Genomic DNA, 24,639 nt, shown 5'->3' on the forward strand with positions numbered 1-24,639 from the left:
CTAATGGAAATTATCGTGCATTATCTAATGTCAGGATCAGTCGAGCATTCTTTTCAAACGGCACAAATTCAGAGATTTCCGTACCATAAGAGCCTTCCACCTGTGTCTTGGCTGAACGCTCAGACTCAACGCCAAAGGCTTGTCCTTCATAACGAACCAAAGCAAAATCAGTGTCCACAAGGATAATTCGATTGTCTGGAACCTGTTGGCTAATAAACGGCTGAGAATTGATCACATCCGCAAATTGTCCATTTTGCAGTTCATCACGGTAAACATAAGCATCCCCATCACGCAATGTCGTGATTTTGTACGCTGTTTCCATGTTCATAATGGCAAGGTTCGGGTTAAAGCCCAATTCCTGATTCATGTAAGCTGAGCCATAAAACAGGTCTGCAAGGGTTAAATTTCCGGCATTAGCAATGCCCAATGTCGGTGCTGCATCAAAGCCATCTGAGAAATAACCATTTAACAGACGATTCACCGCAACATTTTCATATTGTCTGCCAAGAGCACGACCCATGCGCTGAAGGAACAAAGCCACAAGGTCAATATTTGCCCTCTTTGATTCATCTGTCCATTCAATTCCTCGTCCACGCTTATGCATCTTGATAGACTGATCGCCTAACTTCAGCGTTCCGGTAGGAATAGGAGCCGCTTGCCCAACATCAAGCAAGTCAGCATCTACGCTTTCTTCATCAAGGTAATACCATTGCTGTGTAAATTGGTCTGATGGAATGGAACGAGCTATAAGCCGCTGCCAATTTGAACCTCTATCAAATCCCATGCGAAGCCCGTCTTCCACGATTGTGTTGAAGAGTGGCTTCGTGCCGTCATTTTCTAATAAGGCCCGGACTTGCATCTTGCCGAAATCCTGAATGCCCAAAGCTTCCATGACTTGTTTTCTGGATACACCCATGTCCTGAAGATAACGCTTGTAATGATAAGACGAAGCATTTTTAGCCGCCTTAGAATCAAATCGTTTCGCTAAAGTTCCTTGAATGGAACTATCTGTTGCAATTTCTACTTCTTTACCGAATCTATTTTTAATTTTCAATGATGTTCACTCCTTTTCTAGTAATCTTTTTCTATGGCAATGCCACATCAACAAGCCCTGCTGCCACGTCAACATACAGAACCCGAGAACCATTTGCATCCCCAGCAGTGGTAACTCCGCCCTTGCCGTCAGCTGTAACCGAATCACCCAATGCCGGGGCTGTTCCTTCGAATGGCAATCTTTCCACACGGCTGAAACCAAAAGCATGAACACCTAAAGGCTCCAACGGGTCAGTTACCGGATGTTTGGCTCTTAATTGAATCGCATCTCCTGCCCCTGCTGGAACCGCACTATATCCTGAAGTAGTAGACCAAGAAAGAATGTCTCCTGTCTCAATCGGATTCGCTTCCGAAGCAGTTGGAACATAAACGGTCAAAGAAAGACCGTAGGAATCGGGCATAGTCGTATTAACTCTTGGCATTATTCAGCACTCCCTTGCGTGAAAATATTATCGTCCTCTTCAAATCGTGTTTCGGAACCTTCCGAAGTCGGCTCTTCTTCTTCTTCTTTTCCTAGATTCTCAGGCTCCGTCTGTCTCCCCGGAGTAAAGCGTTGTTTGGCAATACGCTCATAAGAATCAATTTCCTCTTTGATATGGTCAATGTCACCAGAAAGGGAAAGCATGGTGCGATAAGATTCCGCATTGAAGGTATCGCCATGTGCCTTAACGCGAGCCGCAACCGCTTGGTCGATCACATCAGCTAAATATCTGCGCCCTTGCTGTGCTTCCTTCTTTAATTGACGGATAGCTTGAATGGATGAATAATCCTTTCCTAATTCATTACGAAGAGCAATGTCCTCCGGCTGGCGGAACGGATCTCCTTCTTCACTTAAAATGTCATAAACAACCGCTTTTTCGATTTTGTTTTCACGGATAGCTGAACGAATATCGTCCAATAAATTATTTCTTGCTGCTTGTGTCATTTCTTCATCCTCCTTCGTTTCATTTTTAGGCATATAAAAAGAACGCTTCCCATTATCCAAACGGATGTTATAAGCGTTCTCCAGCTTCAATATTTCGCTATACGGCAAGTCTCCTTGCTCGACAAATTGCCTTGCCTTATTAATATAAGCCCCCGGTGTGGCTCCCTTATAAACGGTTGAAACCTCTCTCAAATGGGCATCCATTATCCAAGCGAAGGTTCTCATATCGTTTTCATCTTCAAGACCAGGAAAGTGCGGACATTCCCAATCCCACATATCACGACCACAGGAAGAACATTTATACCAAAGCCTGTCTCCACCAAAGCCTACGGACAAATCTCTTTTGATTCCTGTCTGAATGGCTCTTATGGTGTCGTTGGTTTTTTCTCCATTAATCGTTAAATCCCTTACTATATACCAATAAGAATCAACCTCATTGTTTTCAAGCACACCGTCATAAGAACGGCCAAAAGGGGATTGCATAATATCATGGGAAGGCAGAAGGCTTACACCTTGTTTTAAATCGTTGGTGTAGTTTCTTAAAGTCGTTTCCGGGTCCATCTTCGTGTAATAGGAATCAAGCCTGTCATTAGAGCAAATCCCTGAAAAAACATAAAATTCTTCCATCGACCGAAAAGGCTCCAGTGTCAGACGATTAATTTTATCCAGAATTAACGAAGTGTCCGGGTCTTCTTCGCTTACGTTGATTTGGTTAATCCTTACCGGAATCTGTACCAGCTCGCTCAATCATTTCACCCCCTTTCAAATTACTCCGAATTGATTCAAAATATATAGCACCAGCAAAACGAACGCTCCAAGAAAGAAAATATCTTCCCATTTAAATTTCATTCTGCTTCCTCAACTCGTTCAATTTCTCAGCCATTCGCCAAATCATGTCGGAGGTAAAACCGTAATCCTCCTTCAAAATGTTGAATGTTGCCGCTACAGCCGGATTATCGGGAAACAGGTCTTTCATGAATGGAGAAGGCTTCTTATAAATCTCCACATCTAGTTTCCTATTAGCTCCTTTCGGCTCCATCCGGTTTGGTATATAACCATTCATAAAAGCATTAACATCCATGTTATTTTAATTCCTCTCCTTCCAATATCCTTTCGTACCAACACCTGCAATTGATCGTGTTCCCTCCGCCAGCACCTAACGAACTATCCCCCGGAAACATCAAATATTCACCATTCACGATAAATGGCTCGTCAAAGGCAACAACCTGTCCATCCGCTATCCGGTGGTGGTCTCTAGTCCGTTCCTGCAATGCGGCTCTCCATCTTTTACCGATCACTATGCCAGATTGCAAGTCTCCATGGTATTGACCAGCTCGGCCTGCAGAAATGATTTCAGTTCGGGCAATGGTCTCCGCTCTTGATTTGCTGAAGCCATAGGTATCTATTAAAGCATCGGTAGCTATTTTAATAGAGAAATGCCCCTCATATACAACATCCCACAAGGTCATATGAACGTCTTCATCCGTCACCCCTTGTATTAGTTGGGCATTCCTTCTGGAACGCTCAGACAGCCACCTAAGAAGCCTACCATCCCTTTGGTTGAACTCGATTTCAGGCGCAATCTCCAACAAAGATTCCATACCAGCAAGAACGGCAGCATTCTCCATCCAGCCCCTTGCTATATCAATCCACATTTCCATTTGGTCCCATGAATCATAGAGAATGTAGACATTCACCCAATTTTTAAATAGAAAAGGAGGGTCGGGCTTCTTATCTCTCTGCACACTCCGCAAAGAATGAGCTTCAGTAAGAACGGTTGTAGGAATGTCAGGCGCATCTTTCAATCTCTCAATATACAAATTCAGCTGATTTTCCATGAATCTTTCAAATGATTGAATCGCTTCTTCAGTCATCTCTTCCAGATCACTCACATAATCGTGGTCTGTATCGACTATGAATTCATTATCAGCTCTTTTTTTTTAGCAAAGAAACGCTGCTGTCTATCCTCTTGCCCTTCGCCTTCTGCATCTTCCTCGTTATCCTCTAGCCTTTTCATGTACTGTTTCGGAATCGTGAATTGCATCGGATCTGGCTTTATCGGCTCGGACACAGCTTCATGCCCAACCATTTTCATTGCCGCTTCGTCATTGCTAATCCAGCCTTGATTAATCTGCATAATCTTTGTTTCCGTTTCGTGCTTTTCAGCCTGCGCATCCTTTAAACGGTCTGTCACACGCAATGTATCAAAAGTCAGTCGGGCTTTTCCTTGGAATCCTGCGACCTGGAGGGAAACATTATAAGCCTTCTCTAACAACCGCTTTATGCCCCTCTGTAAGCTCTCAATCCCTTTGACATATATTTGCCATTGGATGGTTCCGTGTGTCTCTGTGGTTCCTTCATTACGCCCTAACAATATCGGCAATTGCTTCAGGGATGTTATGACTTGCTGATTAATAATGTCAATAACCCTTGTGGCATCAAGTGAATGTCCAATCGCTCCGCCAGCCATATCAATTTCTACAGAATCGGTATGGAAAAAGTCAGCATCAGGCTCTAGTTGCTCCATCTGGTTTTGGATGTCCTGCACATAATTCATGACAAAATCCCTTACTGCATCAGGACCAGCAAACTTAATGTCGTCAGGCATGTTCTCGATAATCGCACTTTCTAAAACCTTAATATCGAAGCGTTGATGCCCTTGATGATGGATGACCTTTTTCAAATCCTTCAGCACTTCAATCTGAAAGAAGATAATCTGCAAAATTGGCAGAATCGGGCTTCTTCCATGGGGGTCTCCTACATCAGGGTCAAAAGGAAAGTAAAACACGGTCTCTTGATTCAAAACCTTGTATTCTCCGTTTGTTTGTTTCTGCACCAATTCAATCTTTCCGGTATTTGAATTCCTTTTGAAGTCCAGCGTAACGGGATCTACCGGATGAAAGTCCGCAACTCCATCCAATCCTTCTGTCAATTCCACTTCAAGAGCAATAGCCCCCTGTGTAAATCCCGTAAGCAAAAGGACATTTATTAATTGGTCCACACCGCCACCATAAAGAGATCCCACTGTTCTTGCCAGCTCGTTGCAATATTCCGTGGCTTTTTTATCAAACTTTCCATTTGGATTCTCCACTTCTAATTCATGACCGGAGTTAGCGAGACGGAGCAAATTCCAGATTGCCATGGAAGCATCAGGATTTATATCCCGTATCATCTTCAGGTTTTCCATCACATTTTTGGTCTTGTACTCATTTCGATGGATAATCCCCTCGTACCAGAAGAATTGCTGTTCCCATTTGTCGTAGGTTTCTTTTCTTCGATTCACCCTGCCTGTAACAGCTTTTGCTCTGGCAGCCGAACGAATGACACGATCCACATCATATTCCGGATCTTTCTTCTTTTTGAACCAATCGAATAATCCCAATCCATCACCCCCTTTAAAGATTCAGCATTCTATTTGACTTTCAAACCGCCCAGTCTTGGAAGAATAGCTCTTTTCATTTCTTTAGGCTCGTTCAGTTTGGAGAATGCGCCAGAAACCGCATCCACTTGGTCATCATGAGCCGCTTCATTCGGGAATCCTACCAATTCATCCAAAAAGTCATTAATCCATGCGCCCCGAACAAGCTTCACATTGCCTGCTTCACCTGCTGAAGATAACGGATTAGCTCGGACTTCCTTGCTTCCAGACACCTTATCAGCATAAAAGACGAACCCTTTAAGGACTCGTCTTTGGTAGTGATCTATCGTATTAACACCGGAAGAACCCGGCTCTTGCTCCATGAAAATATAAACTTCTTTTCCGTCAATTTCGGCTGTTTGCCTAATCAATTCTTCAACCCCTTTTGGAGTTGTCCTTGTCCTCGTAATATTGACGATATAATAAATGCCGTCCTTTTCAGCAAGCAAGGCTCCTGCTGTCCAATCGGGGTCTTTTCCCTTCTTTGGTTCTGTGGCAGCCAAATCCCAATACCTTACAAGCTTTGCATCCTTCGGGAAATCGTCAACGATTTCAAACCAATTCCTCTTAAATTTATTACCGTCAGTTCGAACATCCCAATCCCCTTGGCGTAATTGCTTTCTGGTAACAGGATCAAGCTCCATCAAGGAAAGCTCGTATTCTTCTGTATCCAAGAACGGATTGTCCTCCAAAGTGGCAGGAATGAAAATCCGTCCTTTGTCTTGACCTTCTATTAAAAACCGCTGTTTCACCCATTCATGCCCTCTGCCGCCCGGATTGGAAGCAACTCGGGAACGTATGGGAACAGTGGAACCTTTCAATCTTCTCAAACGTGAAAACAAATACGTGTATTGACTCATTTCAAATTGAGTCAATTCATCAAAACCGATAAATTGGTATTCAGAACCTTGATAATTGTACTTATCGTTTTCAGAAGCCAAATAAGCAAACGTCAAAGTCGCTCCACTTGGAAAAATCCATGTTTTTTCGTTATCTTTCCATTTGGCTTTCGTTCCTTTCAGCCATTCTTTTGCCCTATCCATCAAAGCACCGGGTAAACTTAAATCCTTATAAGTCCGTCTGAAAATAATTGCCGCATAATCAGGAATGTGGACGTATTGCAAAGCAGCCATTAACAAGGCATCCGATTTACCGCCCCCTGCCGCTCCACCATAAAGAGCTTCCTTATCATTCAGAAGCAAGAACTCCATTTGCTTGATAGTCGGCTTATTCGGTATAAAAGGATTAGCAAGAACTGTCTTTACAAAATGGGCAAATTCACGACTTCTTTTCTTTTCCTCTAATTTGGTCGTACATTTCTGCGTATTTTTCAATGTCTTCTTCAAAGCTGTGCTCATGTTTCTGGCTCACCTCTCCCCCATGTTCATGAGAAGAAATGTCCGTTGGCTCCCCTCTGGAAAGACGCTCAATTTTCACAGAAATTTCAAACCATCTTATTAGATCATTGGTGCTTAATTCAGCAGGATTTAGATTCCGAACTCTTTCAAGCACTTTGGACTGAAAACTTGTTGCCAAAGCAGCATGTCTTTTAACCATTTCTTTTCGTTTCTTTTCCTCTTGCATCAAGGCTTGACGGTCCATTTCCATGTCATATGCCTTGACTCGTTCCACCCAATCCCACTGACTGCTCCAACGGCTTAACAAGGTAGTCGATTTGCCCAACTCTTGACTAACTTTCGTTAAACTTCTTTCAATCCCCATGTTCCTGTATTTTACAAAGGCTTCAAATGCCTTTGCTGACTCACCTTCTCGTCTTTCATAAGGAGCTAAATTTTGCTTTTTAGACAACCTCAGTCACCTTGCAAATATTGGGTTGCCCAATACTCTAAAGCTTCCCATTTTTGTTGTTTTTCCAGTTCTCCTTTAGACAACATTCTGTCTAAGGCTTTCTTTACAACTGCTCCACTTTTTGACGGGATTTTATGGTGATTGAAAATAGTCGATAACGGAATCCAATTCTTATGTTTTGCTTCCTGTTCTTCTTCGTCATACCATCCATCACTTAGCTGATCTAAATTCCTTTGAACAATGCCCAGGAGGATTAAAAGTGTAAGTGCAACGTTTTTCACATCATAGGAAGTGCTTACCGCTTCCATTGAATCTAAGAAATTATCATAGGCTTGCATACTTGCCAGCCATACTTCATCCGCTTTTACCTCTTTCTGAATTTCATCAATCATTTCCTTCGCTTTCTCCAATTCGGAAGGAAGAAAAACGATATTCATAGTCTGAAACTCCAGATTCACTTCACTTAATGATTCTGGTTGTACCTTCTCCAGAAGCTCCAATGTTTTATCATCAAGTCCTGCATACATCTTAAAATCAATATCCTCAATTTCCTCATAGAGTGTTTTTAGGATAGTTGGGTCATCTTCTCCGCTTATGGCGTTATGGCTTAACTGGATTGCACGCTGTCTGTCTTGGGAAAGCTTATCTTCCGTGCCGATGAATTCTATCGTATCAAGTCCAGCTTCAATGGCTGCTTTAACCCTGTGGTTTCCGCTCAACACCTTCCAATGACCATCTTCCCAAATACAGAATGGAAGCTGTGTCAATTTTCCGTCACGCTGAATATTGGAGACCAACTGTTGGAAAGTCTCATGTCTCATATACCGTGCATTAAGCTCCAGTAATTTCAAGTCCCTTGGATTAGCCGAAACGATTTTTGTATTTATTTTGGCTTCTTTTGTACTATTCATTTTTTCCTTCACCTACGTCCTTTCCATGTTTCTTTTTCCAGATTTCGTATCCTTCCTGTAAGCTCCAGTTCCCCATCAATGCCCCGTAATTCAACTGAAATTTTTCTCCTGATGAATTCGGTTTATTGTTTTCCTTTCTGGTCAGCAATTCAAATAACCCTCTGTATTTCATGGAAACAGGCCTATTCGTGAAAGCTGTTGTCAAAAGGGAATATATCCGCTTCCGCTCCAACCTCTCACAGATCAGCTTTACTTCCTTGCTTAAAGCAGCGTAGAGGACTAATTTCGCCAACTTCTTGTATTTACTGTTGGCAACAGGAAAATCGGACAGTAGGTATACATTTGGAGTCTGGATATATGTATCAAAACTCGTTAATGTCTGAGCTTTCATTAAGGCAAAGGAACCAATGATAATACCATCCACCAAAACGGCAAATGCAAGGCTTGGGGAACCCGGCTTAATATTATGGTTCATGTACTGAGAACGGATATGAAAAAACTGACTTGCAGTAAGAGGCGCTATCGTAAGCTTTTCTCCTAAATCCTGATCCGGCTTAATATGAGGATTCATAATCGGCTCCGTCTTTTGCTTCGGCATGACCAGCCGCCTTGTATTTCCATTTGTGTAAACATAAATGGGGACTCCCCGGTTGGTCGTTTTTGTCATTCCTTTAAGATAAGGCTCGAACTCTTCCAGCTTTTCCTTCGTGCCGAATACCCAATTTTTCTTGGATGTGATTTTTCGAAAAAATTCAATCAGCCTGTCACCGTAAATAAATTCATACTCTGGAGGTTTCCACAAAAACAATTCTTCCAGATGAGCGAAATATTTTTCATAATCCGCTGTCTCTCCGAAAAAAGGAGGATAACAAATAACTCCTTGGTCCTCTGGTATATCATCAACCCATGTAAAAACATCGGATGCAGAATAACTTTTCAATCTGACCTGAAGTTTTTCAACCTTCTCTTTTGTCTTGGCGTGAATCACAGGCCATTGATCTTTATAGGCTTGTGCCATTCTTGCATAGTAGGGCTTGTGTTCTTTCCCTACTGTTTCCATTAGCCTTGTTCCTAAAAGGATAGTAGCAACCCTGTCAGCTGGGTCATTAATATAATTTTTCAGCCACCCATACGATTCGTTGAATTCCTCATTAAACTCAAATGGAATCATGTCTCCGGCAAGATAAGAGCCGATGACTGAGGAATAGAGTGTTACATCATTGCTATGCAAACCAAATCCCAAATCGCCAATGGATCGCTCAATTGTGAAATTGCCAGAAGTGCCGATATAAATATCTTCACAATCCCACTTGCTCACCAGCTCTTTTAGAATTTTTTGCATATCAGCAGGAATACTCCCCACAAACATTCAACTTACCCTCCTTTTTCTATATAAAAAAAGAACACCTTTTAGGTGTCCTTCCGATTTTGATATTCACGAAAAATTCTTTCTGAATCATCCCAAGTATACTCGCTTATAAATTCCTCCAGCGTTCCCCAATTCCATGCTTCCAGTGTCTTTTCAAGCCAAGTCGTTTCAACGTCAAAGGTGATAAAATCCTGATGGTATACTTCCTGTTTCTCTTTCGGAAAGTCTTCCTGCGGATAAGTGACCAATCTAATCTTCATTTCAATCCCCCTCCAACGGACAATTAGAACAATCTTGTAATTCACATTGGGCGCAAGGCATAATGCTCACACTGCAATTTGGGCAAACATGCAGTTGAAAAACTTCTGGAAGCTCAACCTCTGCACAGCAATCAGAACACCATTCCGCTACCGTGTTAAGCATATATAGCATCCTCTCTGCGCTGTACATGCGGAAGATATATTCTATTGAGAAACACAGTCACAGCAGCAGCAATTTCCTTTTCTGGATTCTTGCCGATCTGCTTATAAAAATCAGCGTGAACCATGCACTCATAACCTCTAACAATTTGCTTATGCTCGTCTCTTGTTAATCCAATCGTAAAATTCTTTGCGATCTTCAGGGCATCTTTTACATTTCCATTGTCATACGCACCGACTGCCATAACGGTTTTCTTTATCATGTTTAGTCCTCCTGTTTACCTGTAATTTCAGCTTTTATAAAGTTCATATAATTCGCGACTTCTTCATCCATCATTTGATTCAAATAATCAGCAATATAATCTTTTGTGCGAGGAAGGGTTTCCGAATTTACCGGAATCCCCACACTTACCATCAACTTAATAACATCACTTTCATAAAGACGGTAAACCGTTTCGTTCTTTTGATTAACATTGTTCATCAGACGAGACCTCCAAGCTTTTTCTCTTGTTCTCTTTTCATGGAAGCTCGTCTTGCTTTCACAGCAGGCAATTGCTCTACATCGAATAAATCTGGTCTTGTTCCTCCGATGCCGCTTTTCATCCATTCTTCAAAACTCATTTTTCCTTGATACTCTTGCTTCGGTTGCTCTTTATTTTCCGGTTTTCTGAGCTTCCCTTTATTCGCTTCACAGCATTCAGCGTATGGAAAGGATTCTTCTCGCTTTAATCCGTATTCGCATACTTCAATTCCGAGCTCTTTTTCTAACCATTCCGCTACTGCCCTTCTATGGCATTTATCATTAAATTTTTCATAGCATAATAGAACTGCATTGTCTGGAAGATTGTCGTAAATTTCCCTAGCATCTAATTTTGAGAGGATCTTGAAAAACTCTTTATCATAATCTTCTTGGTTCATTTTTAACATTGGCCATGTTGGAGCAAGCTCTTTCATGTATTGTCCTTTAAACCATTTATTGTTCCCCTGAGAGATGCCGATCGGCACCATCTCGGGAGACAATTTTTTAACATTCGCATAATAGGAAGTATATATTTTCTTCATTTACATCAACCCCCCTTCTTTGAAGCTAAAAAACTTACCGTCATCACCTGTTATGATATGGTCCAATAACTCAATGCCTATAAGCTTTCCTGCTTCTACTAATCTCTCAGTCACCATTTTGTCCTCATAGGATGGCTCAGGAACTCCTGAAGGATGATTGTGGAAGCAAATGAAGCAAGCCGCATTTCTTAGCAGTAGCGCTTTGTAAATGTCTCTTGGATGGACAATCGAAGCATTGATTGTTCCTCTATGCAAAATGTCGAAGCCGACAACTTTATGTTTAGTATCTAAAGCAATAACTCCAAAAACCTCTTGGGTCTCTCTTTCCAAATTTTTAATTCCCATGATTGTATGGAATGCAGTTTCTGGAGTAGTCACTCTCTGTGGAATGTGGTACATGGCACCTTTCACTTTCTCCATCACGACTGCCTGCTCTGTAATATATCTTTTAGTCGGGTATTTTGATTGAAGCTCTGTTGAAAAATTCATCTTTTAACACTCTCCTGTAAATGTTAGTTTTGCTGGTAGTCAATCAGCAAACAATTTTATTTAATTAGTTCACTTAAAGTGAATTAATTTATACTTTCATTCTAGCATTTAACCCCCTAAAAGCAAGTGTTTTTCGATAAAAAAGCCCTTAAAAACGTTGATTTATCAAGGTTTCTAAGGGTTCCTATCTATCGAATATAAATCACGGCCAGACCTTCCTCCAGAAGCAAATCATTCAGATTTTCCCCATCCACGAACACGATGCTCAACCATCTGCCGAACGAATCCTTCTTGTACGTAATAATCTGCACAGGCTTTTGGAGAATCTTGTCTATAACAAATTGCTTTGCTTCTTCAAAGCCCGGCTGTTTCCGCTCCGGTGTATCCACTCCATACAGCCGCAGCCGCTGAAAAGAAGAAAAATCAAAACCGACATCAATTTCCACGTCCATCGTGTCTCCGTCAACCACATAGGTACATATACAGTTATTGAACACAAATTCTTTCATCAGCTGTCACCCGCTTTTCACCGGTTTTTGGTATAATAGAGTGTGAAGCCTAAAGCAGGATTAGTCTCCTTGCTGAATGCCGTCATCTCCTGATTCGGCTGGCTTCTTTTTTTTGCAAAATAAAAGACACCGACTTGGCTCGTAGTCGGTGCCATTAAAAAGAAGGAAACGCTTGCCCTTACTCGCACGGATAGAAGGAAAGAAATAGGGCAAAGCGAAAGGAAGGACTTGAACCTTCAATCTCTCGGCTGGTGACCGAGTGTGTTACATTACACCACTTCCGCAAAACGTCCCCCACGGCTGGTTGCCTTAGCCGCAGGGAGAGATATATGGAGAGTAAGTCAAACATGGGGGAAACATGACCTACTTGCTATCATATTATCACTGTAATCAAGGAAAAACGTTCCCTTTTTTTCTCCAGTTTTTACACTAAACGTGAACAGTTTTTGCATTTTCATTCACTTTTAGTGATTGCTTATCCATATTATAATCAAACTCCAACAAGAAGAAAAGACCTTTTTCAGGCCTTATACATCAATGAGCGTTAAATTGTTCAGTGTTATGAGGAACTTATTTTTTACGTCTTCCTTGATTTTATAAGTAGCCCTTAGTGAATAGCCAAGGCTGATCGCTACCATCTTCATATTTCCATTCTCAATATACCGCTTCTCAACAAACTCTTTTTCCAACGGATCTAATTGCTTAATGGCGGAATCAATCGAATCAATCACAACTTCATATGTATGGATAAATTCCTCCATTTCCACTTTCTTTTCCAACCTCTTAATAGCATATTCCTCTGTATTAGAATGACAGGAGAACGTTCCTGTTGACCCTTCAGCCATTTCATAACTTGATGTGATTTTCGGAAACATATGATCTAGCTGCTTGTTCATATTCTGAATCCCTATTTTATAATTCCGATAGTTTTTAAGATGCCTTTCAATCTTCTTAAAATTCTCATTGCTCATATCCAATCCCCCTGTTTGATTATTCTCCGCTTACTGAATGCCTAGACAATCCAAATAATCTAAAATGACACCCCTTGTTGCTCTCACCCTATCGCATTTCGTGACAAACCATTCATACGGAATGGACTTCCTGCCTTCGCCCAGGGAATCATCCCACCACTTTTTCAAATCTTGAAATGGCAGCAAGTAGACTTCTTTCTGCTTCTGAAATTGAACCAGCACAAAAGCAATGCCGCCAAGGTTATGCCAAAACTCCAAATCCGCTACCTGTTCATTTTTAATATTCTTCAAAGGAAAATTGGTCCGAATATTAGTAGACTTCGCTTCAAAAGCCAGTGCTCTTCCTTGACAGACCCCAAAGAAATCTACGAACCCCTTACCCTCGTAATATCCAACCTTTATACTCTTGTTTCCTCTATAACGGTTTGGCAGTAATCCATTGGGCAATGGCTTGAATATCGGCTCCGTCTTTTCAACCAAAGCCCACCGCTTATGCTTGTACGTCATATTGCTTCGGATAATGTCGTTTTCAAATGTTTTCCCACGGTTTGCGTAATTTACGACTTTCATAACTACCTCCAAATAGACCGTATTTTCTTTCCTTTATTTTTCCTTTCAAAGACCTGTCCATAATGAGTACAGCAACCTCTGCATGATTCCGATTAAACCGCTCCATCAACTCATAAAGGGAAGCTCCTTCAGCCCAAAGCTTGTCAAATTCACTTATCTCATTCTGATCCCAGAAAAAATTTAATTCCTCCAAAGCAATATAAGGAAGCCCTGTCCAACCTTTTTTATAATTCTTTCTTCTTTTTCTCCCCATGTTCTTAACCTCCAAATAAAAAAAGGGAAGAGTGTCTATCACTCTCCCCGTTCATCTTAGTATTGGTTTTGATAATTCATTTCCGGTGGTTCCGGTCCGAAGTCTTGAAATGAATCTCCCTGCTGTTGTGGCTCTTCCTCCATATCAATAATCACTCGCTCCGGCTCCGCATCCACATTCTGCTTAACGGTATTATCCAGCGACAATTGCTGAGAAAACTCAATGCTCTTTGGCGCGAATTTCAGAACATCCAGTAAAACCGTCTTCATAGCCATAGAATCAAAATTTGTTTTCCATGGTGTACTCATGCCGCTTTTTAATGCCGCTGAGAATCGCTGGGCATGAAGCTGAACTTTCGCTCTCGACCAAACTTTGAAATCATAACCGCCATTCACCAGATGATAAACAGCGTAATAATACTTTGGCTCACCTTTTGGCAAATCCGCTGGAACATGAAGCAATTTTTTATGGAGACCCAGCTCATACTCAAACCGATCATTCTCATAAACAGGCTCCGCATAAATAGCTTGATACTGTCCTGTCCGATGCGCTAATGACAAAATTCCTCTGTACCCAATCTGGAACGTTGCTTCCGTTACCCCTGTAGTGTGATTCTTCCGAGGGATTATGTACGCTTCCCCCATGGCTGTATTTGGCTCAAGACCTAACTGCGCCGCTTGCATAACCGCCGCGACAAAAGTGTAAGGATCTGCTTTCTTCAATTGGCTGTTCGCCTTAAATGCTGTGAGCGCCAATCGAATCATTCTATCCGAGCGCATGGTTTCCGGTAAGGCCTTCTTGATTTCAGGCTCCATGCTTTCAAGCACTTTCATCATGCCGCCCTTTTGTTCTTCCTGCTTCTTTGGAGTCGAAGGACCGGAATTAACCGGACCCTCCCCAACCTGTACTGCTTTCCTTTGCAACTTCTCCGCTACTCCACTTGTTTTGACTGCCATTTTTAAACGCTCCTTAACCTTAACTTAATGTTGATGTATTCTTAACTTAATGTTGATTAACTGCGTACAAACCCATGTCTTCCTTCACACTGAAGGTTTTCTTATTTGTCGGCAACATGTACTCTTTGTACATTTTCGGATATGCCTTTTTAAAACCATCCTTGTCTAATACGATCTTGGAGAACTGCTTAAATATTTCTGGGTTCTCTTTCTCTAATTCATTCTCGTTAAAGGCATTGGATGGCTTCCACGTAACCTTTCTATCCTCAACTGCCGCTACTTTATAATCTCCAAGCATCCCCTGAAGCTTCTGGGCAATTTCCTCTTTCCGCTTCTTCATTTCTTTCTCTTTCTGTTTGATCTCGTCATATTCCTGAATCAAAGGCAACGCTGATTCTTCAAGCTCTAAAATTTCATCTTCCGGAAGTGCGCTGGTTGCTGGGTGCATACTTCGAATGACTTCGGCAGCCGATTCGCTTCCGTCCGGTTCCGGCGGTACATTTGCTTCCACATGATTTTGCCAGAAGTCTTTTTCGATCTGTATTAATGCTTGGATTAATTCCTCGTCTCTCTCAATGTAAAATTCCTTATACTTATTCCCGCCGATAAGAACGGCCATCATACAAAATTTCAAACCCAATACTTCCATGTAATGCTGTGCTTGCACTAAGTACGATTCAGTTATTTCTTCATCGCCCCATTCATCTGACCGCCATTCTGAAGCAGTTTTGACTTCTAAAATGCCCCATCCCCTTTGAGGATCAAATATCAAACCGTCTACGTTTGCTAACATCCACTTATATTTAGGATGTTGCCACATGATGAAACTTCTCTGCACTCTCCATTCTGGATGATTCTCTTTGAATTTCTCTCTGATTAAATTTTCTAAACGGTTTCCCCATTCTGCGGCTTCTGATGGCGGAGCTTCTTCTACCTCATTTAACGACTCCATTTTATCCATCCAAACCGCTAATGCTGAACTGTATTTATTCAAGCCTGCTAGGGAAGCAGCTTCACTTCCTCCGATGCCGGACTTTCGTGCCATTAACCATTCTTTACGGCTCATATTCTTTGTGTTATATAATTTCTTCGCATGTACTTTACTCATTCTCTTATCTCCAATCTTATTGATTGGCAGACGATTTTTCGCTATACTAAATTTAGGCTATGTACGAAATACCGACTGCCGTTTGTGTTTCGTTCTCCTTAACCGACTCTTTTGTTCGCAGCAAAAGGGTCTTTTTCTTGTTCTTTTTTGTAATACAATTCAATACATTCAAGATCATTGTGTATATAGTCATCTTCCCAGATTTCTGAAGGAACAATGTCCTCTTCCTCGTAAAGAACATGACCACAACCCTGACAAACAACATCTTTTTCAATTTCATAAATGATTGGACCGTCTTGGAACATTCCCACCTCTGAACTCAAAGGCCGAGAAAACCGATCTAAGTTAGTACCCCACATGTTTTAACACTCTCCTAATTTTTATTGATTCACTAATTCTCTTTCTTCAGCTTCCAATTCTTCCTCAAAGAATTTCTCCATTCTGACTTTCAGAACTCTTGAAAGCTTTAAAGCCAATTTACCTGAAGGAGATTTATTTCCCTTCTCGATCTCCGTAATATATGAACGAACAACTTTTACTTCTTTAGCTAATTCGCTTTTAGAAAACCCTAATTCTTTTCGGGCTTCTATCATCCATTCTCTTTCCATTTTTTTCACCCCTTTCAACATTGTCTATTGCCACTTTTAGTGAACTAATATATACTTATTATAACACCATAAGCGAACATAGTACATAGTTAGACGAATATTTGTTCACTAAAAGAAGTAAAATAAATTCAAATATACCTATCTAATTCTCTAATAGTAAACGAAGTATTTACAAAGAAAATATATTTAGTTTGGTTTTTAGTGGACTTTATGAGGTATATTAGTCTTATAACATTACACTTATAGTGAATTATAGAGAGTAATTCAAAAAAACATGGGGGAATAAGAATGTCAATATTTGGAGAACGCTTTAAGGCTTTGCGATTAGAGAAAGATTTATCCATGCAAGCATTAGGTGATTTAATCGGTGTTGGAAAATCTACAATAGCATCATACGAATCTGGAGATAAGAAACCTAAAACCGCTAGGCTGAAACAAATTGCTGATCTATTTGAAGTATCTACAGACTACTTACTAGGAACTTCAGATGACCCGCTAACTAAAGAAACCTCCAGAAATTTAGCTATACTATTAAAAGAATCTAATGATTTTCACTACAATGGAATTCCTTTATCTGAAGAAGATCTACAACTATTTAATAATATTCTCGAAAGAATGCTAAAAGACGTAAAAGAAAAAAGTCCTAATCAAGCTCAAACAAATGAGCAAGAGCAAGAATAGCACCTTCAACTTTACTTCTACTTTTACGAACTTCTTGGATTTCACATACAAAAAAGCGTGGGATTTATTCCACGCTTTTTTTGTGACTTATTCATTTTCAGAACAATGAAGAGAAAGGTTTCAATAGACGAAACCTTAACTTAATATTACCTTAATGTTAACTTAATCTTCATATTCACTATCCCAGAAATCAGTTTTCTCAATTTTGACCGCACAGAAATCTTTACCATCTTCAGAAATGCCATAGAAATACAGTCCAAACTCCTTCTCATAACTCTCTTCTCTATCAAGCGCACCTTTCTTTTGAATATAACTAAGAAAGTCATTTTTCATTTCTTCCGCAAACTTCTCAGCATTTTCTAACTTCTGAAACGATTGAACCAAATTCTTACCACCATACTGTGTATACTCAAAAGCTGCCATTACTGTAAAAAACATTTTCCTCTTCTCCTTAATGTTAAGTTAATCTTAATTAAAACAAACCTTTTACTGTCTGGATCGCTTGCATTTCAATTTCCTCGTTCTTTTTCTCAATGGCTTTTCCGATTGCGAAAACATCAATTAATGACCAGAATCCACAACCACCTAGAGTCAATGTCATTGCAACCCCCATGCCTACATTTCCAGCATAGTATCTATGTCCGCCAATTCCTCCGGTAAAAAACCAAAGTGCATAAGCTATACCTTTCGATTTTTCTTTCTTGCTCACTTCTGCATGTACCATTGCTAATTGTTCTGCTGATAAATCTTTCTTTGCTAATAAGTTGTTCATTATAATTTTCTCCTTTGAGGGACCGTATTCACAGTACAGCCCCTATATATTTTTTAGTGTAATTCTGCCATTCGTGTTCATAACCTCATCTTTACCTTAATATTAATGTTAACGTTAAGACTATTTGTATCTTGCTACCCATGCTCTATCTTTTTGTCTTGATCCGAGTAGGAATATTTCTTCTGAGACCTCACAAGCAACTAATAGTTGAGTTGCTATTTTTAGAGCTTCTTCCTTACTTAATCTAAATCCTACTGTATCTGCGTCACTGTCCGGATAAACCTTTGTAACAGGGAAATTTGATAAATTTTTCAATTGGCTGTATTCCTCTAATAATGGCTTTATATAAGTGCTTGACATGTTTTTTCGTCTCCTTAATGTTTAGTTAATGTTAAATTAATGTTATGCAAGAGGCCCGAAGGCTCCTGCTTATTCATCTTTGTCCCAAGAAACTCCTAAAATGTGGTCTACTGCTCGTTGTGCGTTAGCAGCCGCTTTCACAATCAATGTCTTATCATTCTTCAACTTATTCAACCAGCTCTGGATATAAGCAACTGAATTATCAAAGGTCACTTCCGAGAACCCAGCTATGCCGTTTAGCATAGTCGCTCCGATCTCGGCAATCAGTTCCTCCTTGCTGTATGTCTGGGAACCGAATTTCAAAGTTCCGGTTACACCCTCGCGATTTAGACGGCTCTTGTGTCCAGTGCTATGAATTAACTCATGCATCATGGTGCAATAATACTCTTCAACTTTCGGGAAGTCCTTCATTGGAGGAACATTCACATGGTCATTTCCGGGCTGATAAAATGCTCCGATTCCGCTCTGCCATGAAAGACTCGGTTTGTTCATATAACCTTTGATGATGTTCTCCGCTTCTTCAATCGGATCATGCTCAAATTCTTGAATATCCTCGTTCCATTTACTTTCAATTCCTTCACATTGATTTATATTAAAAACTTTATAAAAACGGAGCAACGGGATTTTTTCTGTTTCTCCCTCTTCATTTTCTTTTTCGAGCCATTTCCAGAACACTACAATTTCTGACTTGGCACCTTTTTTAACTTTCCCTTTTGCTTCCTGCACTTGTTTAAATGTAATGTATTCCCCGGGTTCAAGAAGTAGCGTGTTGATACCGCGATAACTTTTTTGCGTTTTCCAGCTCCTAGCTGACCCGCTTTTCCCGACCCACGGCTTGCGCCACGGAACAGTACCAGCTTCAAGCTTTTCAATAATTTTATTAGTAACCATTTCGTATATTTTCTCACTCATTTTCTTCATCCTCCTGAAATGAATTTCTGATAAGACCTAGCATCATCAGCTCCGGATTAGTCAGACCCGGAGGACAGCCCTTAATTGGACTGTTTCGCCTTTATAACCATGTAATCAATGGCATCATGCAAATTTAGAAATGAACCGATTCTTGTCCTTTTTCTGAAAACCCTGTAATAACTTGAACCATCTCTCTGAACACTGTAAATCCCATCTTTCTTAACGATCATCTTAACCTCTCCTTTTCATTAACTTAACCTTAATATTAACATTAATGTTAATATTAAGGTTAGGAGCTAAAACCCTTAATCTATGTAACAAACTGGCTTACCGTCAACACTCATGAACATGCTATCTGTTACAACAACTTTCATTATAGAACCGTTCATTCCTTTGCATTTGAAATGGTTTCTATTCAAGACCTCGATCTCCTTGAAATACCTTCTCATTCTCTTAACTTTCATATCAACTAATTTTATTTTACCTAATTCGCCTTTGTATTTCTGGAAAGGCTGACGATCTACCAGCTGATATTCAACAATCTTGTACTCGTATGACTCAATGATTTCACGCATTTCCTGCTCGGACATTTCACCTTTCACGAACCGTTCGACTATCTCTTCATCTTCTTCAGGCAAGTCCTCGATAATCCAATCGGCCAGACCTTCAATTGTCGTATGGGCTGAAAACGTGTTGCACTGCAAATCCCAGAACCGAACCCATTTTTTCATATTCCCAACTCCTTATTAATATTAAGTTAATATTAATGTAAAGGGCAAAGCCCCTTACCTAATCACTTCTCCGCAAGGTTTGTGGATTTCAATAACTTCATAGTTACATTCAGCAATCGCATTCTGGTTTAAGAAGTTTTGCAATTCGCTGTGCATGATTTCTTTTCTTCTTTTGCCTAATCCCCAATTATATTGGATAACTAATTTACAACCTTCCATTTTACATTTCTCCTTTATTTTAATATTAATGTTAAGGTTAAGATAAGATTAACGTTTTTGGCGAAGCGCTTTTGCGATGATAGACAATTCAATTGCTGTATTTGCTCTTGCATATCCGTTTTCATTCACATACCCATAAGCATTTCTTTTTGTGATTGTGTCAGTTACCATTAACTTTCCGTTTTCCATTTCAGTGATTACAAATCTCATTTTTCATTTCCTCTTTTCGTTTTCTGAATACTTAATTAACTTATACATATATCCTAACATTTTACCTGCCTAAAGCAATAGTTTACCGGAAAAAGTTCTCTAAAAGTGAATCTTCAACAATCTCACCCTTTCCATAAAGAAAGACGCTTTCCTTATTTCAGAAAAGCGCCCGATTGCTTAATAACAGACCTTCCTTATTTTCACCTTAGAATGGATTTTCCCCTTTCACAAAAGGTATAAAAACCACATAAAGTGAACCAATAAAGCCAAAAGAATCCCGATGTAATCCGTTTCTTAAAGAGAATACTATTCTTAGAAATAAACAAACTGATAATCATCGTGTATAAGACGAACAAAATATAAGAAGCTCCAAACCAATTAACCCATACGTTTCCGTGAAATGGGATTCCGAAGTTCTCATAAGTAGGTTTTAAAATATATATGGTGGAAAATAAACCAACAGACAAAATTGATATAACCTCGACCAATCGCATTACAACCTTTTTAAATTCTCCCAAGGAAATCAGCTCCCAAGTTGATATCAAAGTTTTTCTCCCTGAACAATCGGGCTCAATTTCAGGCCAATGCTTATTCAACAACTGCGCCCTTTAATGGAATAACTAAAAAATAAAAATTAATCTTAAAATCAATTAATACTTCTTTCACTGAAGCACTCGTTACTATAATAAGAAATTTCTTTAAATCCACTTGGCAAACCATGCGACATAATATGCTGCAGGGATAAACAAAAGCTGAGCTACAATTGTACCCACCAATTTTGAACTAATCATTGTCAATGAGTAACTCTTTAAGTAAATATAATCACTTGGATTTTTCATCACCCTATCAGCCAATACTGAAGCTTTAGGGTCAATAAACAATGTTAATAAAATCGTTGCGATCCCATTTATAATTCCAGATGACAGTATTGCAGCCTGTGAATATTCCGGAACTAATATTGATGCATATATAGAAGACAGAACCCCGACAGTAAATACTGCAGAAATTATCACATTAATTACAAAAAGGCGTTTAGGAATTGTTTTTAAGGTAATCCCTTTTAGGAAGGACAATCTTGGTAGTCTAAAAAGATTAAAAAATTTTTTTATGCTTTTCAGATTAAAATGATTAACAAATAAAGCAATAATTGATCCACGATGATTTGATAATTGAATGATTGCTCGTGAAAAAATATTAATAAATGTTGGAAAAAGAAGGATTCCAAAAAGTACTCCAACAGTCGTAACCAAAATTAAAATTCTATACTGTCCCTCAATAAAGTTTAATGGATTTAAATCTTGTGGTACCTCTGCAATAAGTTTTGCTGTTAGTGGTTGTTGGATCATTACGGAAAATCTTGAAACTATTACTAGTGTGCTAAATAAAGATAAAGCAGTTGCGATTAATTTTACTCTTGCTCCAGAAATTCTAGTTGAATAGGCTAGAGTCTCAACCATTGTTATTATCAATAAAAATATAGCTATAATAATTACTTTACCTGTAATTAGTTCCATCAAAAAAGCCCCTTTGTAAAATTATTATAGCTAGTATAACCCATATTTCAATTTTTGGGATTTTATAGAGAAATTTACCAAGGTATTTCCTCGCTTCGTCTTCAATTAAACTTCCCCGTTATTTTAAGTACATTTCTTCACAATATCTTCCTAACTTTAGCATAATACCGTAACTGTTTCTCCACAATCTGGCCCGATTGTGGAATAAGAAAAAATTCTGCTTTGTCACCTATTTTGCATTGAGGTGGGTAAGGCTAGGAGAAAGCAAAGTTAATTCCCTCATACGGCTTCATACTGCACCTCCCATATCAAGTGCTGGTCTGTATGATGCGGAAACAAAAAAAGAGCAGCCGGGAAGCTACTCTTTGAACGGATCTGATAGAAAGGGAAAGACTCACCTATAGCTGTAGGAAAAAGAGTCTTTAGCCGCCTTTACGATAATACAAAATTTATTGATTTATTTAGAGAAAATGAAAGTTTGACTCGATTTAATAAATATAGGCTTACTCATACTACCAAGTTTGATGCAAAGATTTGTACAAAGTTTTGTCGAATATTAACTTTAACAGAAAACAAACGGGTATTAAGTTTTTGGAATTAGGGCAACTAACCCTCAATACATAGTCCAGCTTTAATTAATGGAGTTGTCTTTACCCCCCTTTCCTATTAATTTTGAGAATATTACTGAAGACAATATTTTGGTTAAACCCCACAACGAACTGAAAAAGCAAGCAATGAATGGTGTTTCCGCACCGTTCACTACTTGCTTATTAGTTTAGCATATTCGTTCACCTAAGGGCAACAATTATAACTTTCCTGTTTTCTTATAGTATTCCTTCGCCAGCTCATTCAGCAAATGAGACTGCCATCCACGGCCCATGCGTTTCTGATCCGCTTTGATTAACTTTGCTACCTTCGGCTCGAAATGGCAGCCAATCAATTCCGTTCGGTTTGCCCTCGTTCCAAAAGTCTGCTCTGGATGCGCCATTCTTAAAACAAAAGCATCTAATTCCAGAGTAAATTTATCATCTTCCGTTTGAACTTGGGGCGTATTTTCTTGTACTTCGCCGCCCATAAGTTCCGACCTTGCATTCCGGTCCCGCTTCTGTTGTTGATTTAACATCTTCTGTTTGTATTCTTCAGCCTTCGACACGCTGCTTCAGCTCCTTATAAAAGATTTTGTACTGTTCCAATGCAGATGCTAGCTCATTGTTATCAAATAAGCCTTCCATGGAGATTCTTCCTGTTGCCGCTTTCCGTCTGATAACCACATCAAAGCAAAGGTCAGGCCAAAATTCTTTTATCAGCTCAACAAAGGCTTTAGAATCCGCTCTCCGTACATCGTTCATGGTCCTTAAAATTCCGAGCACCTTCAAATTTGGATTGATATTCTGCTGGGCATATTCAACCGTCTCCAGAAAACGAGGAACAGCCGTCATTGACCATTTAGAACTTTCAGCCAAGACCAAAACATAATCAGAAGCACAGATGGCATTCACCATTGGCTCCGACAGCGAAGGTGGTGTATCAATAATGATAAAATCATAATCGTAAATGACAGGCTCCAGAATCTCTTTCAATGCCGTGTTCACATCGTCAAAGTGCTTCCACTTCCGGTACAGATTCTTTGCCAAGGTTGCAAGGTAATCGTCAGAAGGCACGACATGCAGATTTTCATTGACCTGGTATATGTAATCTTCAACGCTTCCGTCCTCAAAGGCTTCAAGAACTGTCATTCCTTGAAAATCCTCAACATCCTTTTGCGTGAGCAGATCAGTGACATTGCTTTGGCTATCCATATCGACAACCAAAACCTTGTATCCATCCTGAGACAATAAGTAAGAAAGGACTCCCGAAGTCGTACTCTTGCCCACGCCGCCTTTCTGGACTCCTACCGTGATAACTTTCGCTCTTTTTTCCCCCATGTTTATCACTCCTATTTTCGGATTTTCGAAAACCGTAACGCACTCTCCAATACATCCTCTAACTTCTCCGGTGTAAGGGTCTTTCCCTGCTGTAAATAAACACGCAGCGTTCCCAAGATGAAATTTAGAGCATAGGTGTGATTGACCGTATCCCTATCGAAACACTTGACCAATTCCTCACACCGATCAGCTGGCGTTTGGGTTCTCACGGTCTGTCCTCCCTCATGGAATGTTAATTTAACCTTAAGGTTAATGTTATCTTAACGTCATTATACCCTTAACATCTAAAAAATATCAAACGCGCCATTTAATCGAGTAGAGAAAGGGATTTATAGGCAGAAAATAGAAAGTTATAATGCCAACAAATTTTGAGTTTCCATAATTGATGAGGATGATGTAGGATGCGTTCTGCTGGTAGTTTAATCTTAATTATAGTGAGTCTAGTTTTAAGTTTAAAAGGTTTATGGGCATTATATAAATTTAAGAAGTATTGGATGATTTTAGGTCATTTGGTTTTCTTAGCTGGTTTCCCATTTGTTTTTTTCAGTTACTCTGAATTTGTATGGGGATTCGAAGATTTTGAAACTAGAATATGGTTAGCTATTCCAATTCTTTTGGTTATTCCTCCTTGGTTATTGTGGGGGTTTATTATCAATAAAAACGCTGAAAATATAGAGGAAAAAGAAAAAATTAAAAGTAAGATATAGAAAGAAATTACTGCACACTTTCCACTGGAAACATTTTGCTCGATGAAAGAATCCTCTCAGGCTTTCAAAATGGCCCCCAATTTCGACTTTAGAGATAAAGTGAAAGGGTTTATACCCCAGAATCCTAAAATGGGCTTTCTGGGGCTTTACTTTATAAAAGGGATAACTTCATAGCCTT

General features: G+C 39.7%; 37 protein-coding genes and 1 tRNA gene. 2 read left to right on the forward strand and 36 right to left on the reverse strand.

Translation table 11 applies throughout. The annotated features are described in order from the left end of the window. Positions 1 to 10: 10 nt before the first annotated feature. The 24 genes from F7731_RS23535 to F7731_RS23650 all read right to left on the reverse strand — a co-directional run bounded on the left by F7731_RS23535 (position 11) and on the right by F7731_RS23650 (position 16,430). Positions 11 to 1,054 carry a phage major capsid protein gene (locus F7731_RS23535; protein ID WP_151537235.1) on the reverse strand — a complete coding sequence of 348 codons (1,044 nt, stop codon included), beginning with the start codon at positions 1,052 to 1,054 and terminating at the stop codon, positions 11 to 13. Positions 1,055 to 1,085: 31 nt separating this feature from the next. Then, on the reverse strand, positions 1,086 to 1,475 hold the full coding sequence (locus F7731_RS23540) for a hypothetical protein (RefSeq protein ID WP_151537236.1): 390 nt from the start codon (positions 1,473 to 1,475) through the stop codon (positions 1,086 to 1,088). Continuing rightward, a complete protein-coding gene (locus F7731_RS23545; RefSeq protein ID WP_151537237.1) occupies positions 1,475 to 2,725 on the reverse strand; it encodes a hypothetical protein in 1,251 nt (416 codons plus the stop codon). Before F7731_RS23545 ends, F7731_RS23540 begins: the two co-directional genes overlap by 1 nt. Positions 2,726 to 2,816: 91 nt before the next feature. Further along, complete coding sequence (locus F7731_RS23550; RefSeq protein WP_151537238.1) at positions 2,817 to 3,059, reverse strand: hypothetical protein; 243 nt, start codon at positions 3,057 to 3,059, stop codon at positions 2,817 to 2,819. Position 3,060: 1 nt separating this feature from the next. Next, positions 3,061 to 3,870 (reverse strand): phage minor head protein, encoded by an 810-nt coding sequence (locus F7731_RS23555; protein WP_151537239.1) that lies wholly within the window; start codon positions 3,868 to 3,870, stop codon positions 3,061 to 3,063. Between the two features lie 20 nt (positions 3,871 to 3,890). After that, positions 3,891 to 5,360 carry a hypothetical protein gene (locus F7731_RS23560; protein ID WP_151537240.1) on the reverse strand — a complete coding sequence of 490 codons (1,470 nt, stop codon included), beginning with the start codon at positions 5,358 to 5,360 and terminating at the stop codon, positions 3,891 to 3,893. A 29-nt stretch (positions 5,361 to 5,389) separates the two neighbouring features. Beyond that, on the reverse strand, positions 5,390 to 6,754 hold the full coding sequence (gene terL, locus F7731_RS23565) for a phage terminase large subunit (RefSeq protein WP_151537241.1): 1,365 nt from the start codon (positions 6,752 to 6,754) through the stop codon (positions 5,390 to 5,392). Then, positions 6,675 to 7,205, reverse strand: coding sequence for a hypothetical protein (locus F7731_RS23570; protein WP_151537242.1), 531 nt, complete (start codon positions 7,203 to 7,205; stop codon positions 6,675 to 6,677). The genes terL and F7731_RS23570 overlap by 80 nt, the downstream gene beginning before the upstream one ends. Positions 7,206 to 7,207: 2 nt before the next feature. After that, positions 7,208 to 8,116, reverse strand: coding sequence for a ParB N-terminal domain-containing protein (locus tag F7731_RS23575; protein WP_151537243.1), 909 nt, complete (start codon positions 8,114 to 8,116; stop codon positions 7,208 to 7,210). Next, a complete protein-coding gene (locus F7731_RS23580) occupies positions 8,109 to 9,485 on the reverse strand; it encodes a putative antirestriction adenine methyltransferase (RefSeq protein WP_151537244.1) in 1,377 nt (458 codons plus the stop codon). Before F7731_RS23580 ends, F7731_RS23575 begins: the two co-directional genes overlap by 8 nt. A 41-nt stretch (positions 9,486 to 9,526) precedes the next feature. Next, entirely contained in the window at positions 9,527 to 9,745 is a 219-nt protein-coding gene (locus F7731_RS23585; RefSeq protein ID WP_151537245.1) for a hypothetical protein, read from the reverse strand. Between the two features lie 155 nt (positions 9,746 to 9,900). Then, positions 9,901 to 10,167 (reverse strand): hypothetical protein, encoded by a 267-nt coding sequence (locus F7731_RS23590; RefSeq protein ID WP_151537246.1) that lies wholly within the window; start codon positions 10,165 to 10,167, stop codon positions 9,901 to 9,903. Positions 10,168 to 10,169: 2 nt separating this feature from the next. Beyond that, on the reverse strand, positions 10,170 to 10,385 hold the full coding sequence (locus F7731_RS23595) for a hypothetical protein (protein WP_151537247.1): 216 nt from the start codon (positions 10,383 to 10,385) through the stop codon (positions 10,170 to 10,172). Beyond that, on the reverse strand, positions 10,385 to 10,966 hold the full coding sequence (locus F7731_RS23600) for a DUF488 family protein (protein ID WP_212031238.1): 582 nt from the start codon (positions 10,964 to 10,966) through the stop codon (positions 10,385 to 10,387). Before F7731_RS23600 ends, F7731_RS23595 begins: the two co-directional genes overlap by 1 nt. Continuing rightward, on the reverse strand, positions 10,967 to 11,455 hold the full coding sequence (locus F7731_RS23605) for a JAB domain-containing protein (protein WP_151537248.1): 489 nt from the start codon (positions 11,453 to 11,455) through the stop codon (positions 10,967 to 10,969). It lies immediately after the preceding gene. Between the two features lie 188 nt (positions 11,456 to 11,643). After that, positions 11,644 to 11,964, reverse strand: a complete 321-nt coding sequence (locus F7731_RS23610; RefSeq protein ID WP_151537249.1) for a thermonuclease family protein — start codon at positions 11,962 to 11,964, stop codon at positions 11,644 to 11,646. A 213-nt stretch (positions 11,965 to 12,177) separates the two neighbouring features. Beyond that, positions 12,178 to 12,248, reverse strand: a tRNA-Gly gene (locus tag F7731_RS23615). Between the two features lie 243 nt (positions 12,249 to 12,491). Further along, positions 12,492 to 12,935 carry an ArpU family phage packaging/lysis transcriptional regulator gene (locus F7731_RS23620; protein ID WP_151537250.1) on the reverse strand — a complete coding sequence of 148 codons (444 nt, stop codon included), beginning with the start codon at positions 12,933 to 12,935 and terminating at the stop codon, positions 12,492 to 12,494. 30 nt (positions 12,936 to 12,965) lie between these two features. Then, positions 12,966 to 13,505 (reverse strand): Holliday junction resolvase RecU, encoded by a 540-nt coding sequence (locus F7731_RS23625; RefSeq protein WP_151537251.1) that lies wholly within the window; start codon positions 13,503 to 13,505, stop codon positions 12,966 to 12,968. Continuing rightward, positions 13,465 to 13,758, reverse strand: a complete 294-nt coding sequence (locus tag F7731_RS23630) for a helix-turn-helix domain-containing protein (RefSeq protein WP_151537252.1) — start codon at positions 13,756 to 13,758, stop codon at positions 13,465 to 13,467. The genes F7731_RS23625 and F7731_RS23630 overlap by 41 nt, the downstream gene beginning before the upstream one ends. Positions 13,759 to 13,814: 56 nt before the next feature. Next, positions 13,815 to 14,714, reverse strand: a complete 900-nt coding sequence (locus F7731_RS23635) for a recombinase RecT (protein WP_151537253.1) — start codon at positions 14,712 to 14,714, stop codon at positions 13,815 to 13,817. A 46-nt stretch (positions 14,715 to 14,760) separates the two neighbouring features. Continuing rightward, positions 14,761 to 15,822 carry a YqaJ viral recombinase family nuclease gene (locus F7731_RS23640; RefSeq protein WP_151537254.1) on the reverse strand — a complete coding sequence of 354 codons (1,062 nt, stop codon included), beginning with the start codon at positions 15,820 to 15,822 and terminating at the stop codon, positions 14,761 to 14,763. Between the two features lie 98 nt (positions 15,823 to 15,920). Then, positions 15,921 to 16,181 carry a hypothetical protein gene (locus tag F7731_RS23645; RefSeq protein ID WP_151537255.1) on the reverse strand — a complete coding sequence of 87 codons (261 nt, stop codon included), beginning with the start codon at positions 16,179 to 16,181 and terminating at the stop codon, positions 15,921 to 15,923. A 21-nt stretch (positions 16,182 to 16,202) separates the two neighbouring features. Continuing rightward, positions 16,203 to 16,430, reverse strand: coding sequence for a helix-turn-helix transcriptional regulator (locus F7731_RS23650; RefSeq protein WP_170289790.1), 228 nt, complete (start codon positions 16,428 to 16,430; stop codon positions 16,203 to 16,205). A gap of 288 nt (positions 16,431 to 16,718) precedes the next feature. Between F7731_RS23650 and F7731_RS23655 the strand changes: the two genes are divergently transcribed. Beyond that, positions 16,719 to 17,111: a helix-turn-helix domain-containing protein gene (locus F7731_RS23655; RefSeq protein WP_151537257.1), complete on the forward strand. Its 393-nt coding sequence runs from the start codon at positions 16,719 to 16,721 to the stop codon at positions 17,109 to 17,111. Between the two features lie 162 nt (positions 17,112 to 17,273). On the opposite strand, the gene F7731_RS23660 is transcribed toward F7731_RS23655, so the two are convergent. From F7731_RS23660 to F7731_RS23710, 12 genes are all read right to left on the reverse strand, one after another. Beyond that, positions 17,274 to 17,549 carry a hypothetical protein gene (locus F7731_RS23660; protein WP_151537258.1) on the reverse strand — a complete coding sequence of 92 codons (276 nt, stop codon included), beginning with the start codon at positions 17,547 to 17,549 and terminating at the stop codon, positions 17,274 to 17,276. A gap of 34 nt (positions 17,550 to 17,583) precedes the next feature. Continuing rightward, a complete protein-coding gene (locus F7731_RS23665; protein WP_151537259.1) occupies positions 17,584 to 17,883 on the reverse strand; it encodes a TM2 domain-containing protein in 300 nt (99 codons plus the stop codon). Positions 17,884 to 18,003: 120 nt separating this feature from the next. Further along, positions 18,004 to 18,243: a hypothetical protein gene (locus F7731_RS23670; protein ID WP_151537260.1), complete on the reverse strand. Its 240-nt coding sequence runs from the start codon at positions 18,241 to 18,243 to the stop codon at positions 18,004 to 18,006. 69 nt (positions 18,244 to 18,312) lie between these two features. Then, the gene (locus F7731_RS23675; RefSeq protein WP_151537261.1) at positions 18,313 to 19,155 is read right to left on the reverse strand and encodes an ArdC family protein; all 843 of its coding nucleotides are present in this window, start codon (positions 19,153 to 19,155) and stop codon (positions 18,313 to 18,315) included. 80 nt (positions 19,156 to 19,235) lie between these two features. After that, complete coding sequence (locus F7731_RS27380) at positions 19,236 to 19,385, reverse strand: hypothetical protein (RefSeq protein WP_425482041.1); 150 nt, start codon at positions 19,383 to 19,385, stop codon at positions 19,236 to 19,238. Positions 19,386 to 19,460: 75 nt separating this feature from the next. Further along, entirely contained in the window at positions 19,461 to 19,886 is a 426-nt protein-coding gene (locus F7731_RS23685; RefSeq protein WP_151537262.1) for a hypothetical protein, read from the reverse strand. Between the two features lie 54 nt (positions 19,887 to 19,940). Further along, positions 19,941 to 20,105 carry a hypothetical protein gene (locus F7731_RS26635; RefSeq protein WP_170289791.1) on the reverse strand — a complete coding sequence of 55 codons (165 nt, stop codon included), beginning with the start codon at positions 20,103 to 20,105 and terminating at the stop codon, positions 19,941 to 19,943. A gap of 48 nt (positions 20,106 to 20,153) precedes the next feature. Then, positions 20,154 to 20,315, reverse strand: coding sequence for a hypothetical protein (locus tag F7731_RS26640; RefSeq protein WP_170289792.1), 162 nt, complete (start codon positions 20,313 to 20,315; stop codon positions 20,154 to 20,156). A gap of 698 nt (positions 20,316 to 21,013) precedes the next feature. Then, a complete protein-coding gene (locus F7731_RS23695) occupies positions 21,014 to 21,829 on the reverse strand; it encodes a lipid II flippase Amj family protein (protein WP_151537263.1) in 816 nt (271 codons plus the stop codon). Between the two features lie 805 nt (positions 21,830 to 22,634). Beyond that, on the reverse strand, positions 22,635 to 22,982 hold the full coding sequence (locus F7731_RS23700; protein WP_151537264.1) for a hypothetical protein: 348 nt from the start codon (positions 22,980 to 22,982) through the stop codon (positions 22,635 to 22,637). Beyond that, the gene (locus F7731_RS23705; RefSeq protein WP_151537265.1) at positions 22,969 to 23,754 is read right to left on the reverse strand and encodes a ParA family protein; all 786 of its coding nucleotides are present in this window, start codon (positions 23,752 to 23,754) and stop codon (positions 22,969 to 22,971) included. Before F7731_RS23705 ends, F7731_RS23700 begins: the two co-directional genes overlap by 14 nt. A gap of 11 nt (positions 23,755 to 23,765) precedes the next feature. Next, a complete protein-coding gene (locus tag F7731_RS23710; protein WP_151537266.1) occupies positions 23,766 to 23,963 on the reverse strand; it encodes a hypothetical protein in 198 nt (65 codons plus the stop codon). 192 nt (positions 23,964 to 24,155) lie between these two features. Between F7731_RS23710 and F7731_RS23715 the strand changes: the two genes are divergently transcribed. Beyond that, positions 24,156 to 24,461: a hypothetical protein gene (locus F7731_RS23715; protein WP_151537267.1), complete on the forward strand. Its 306-nt coding sequence runs from the start codon at positions 24,156 to 24,158 to the stop codon at positions 24,459 to 24,461. Positions 24,462 to 24,639: the final 178 nt, after the last annotated feature.

The organism is Cytobacillus depressus (genome assembly GCF_008923245.1).
GTDB lineage: Bacteria > Bacillota > Bacilli > Bacillales > Cytobacillaceae > Cytobacillus > Cytobacillus depressus.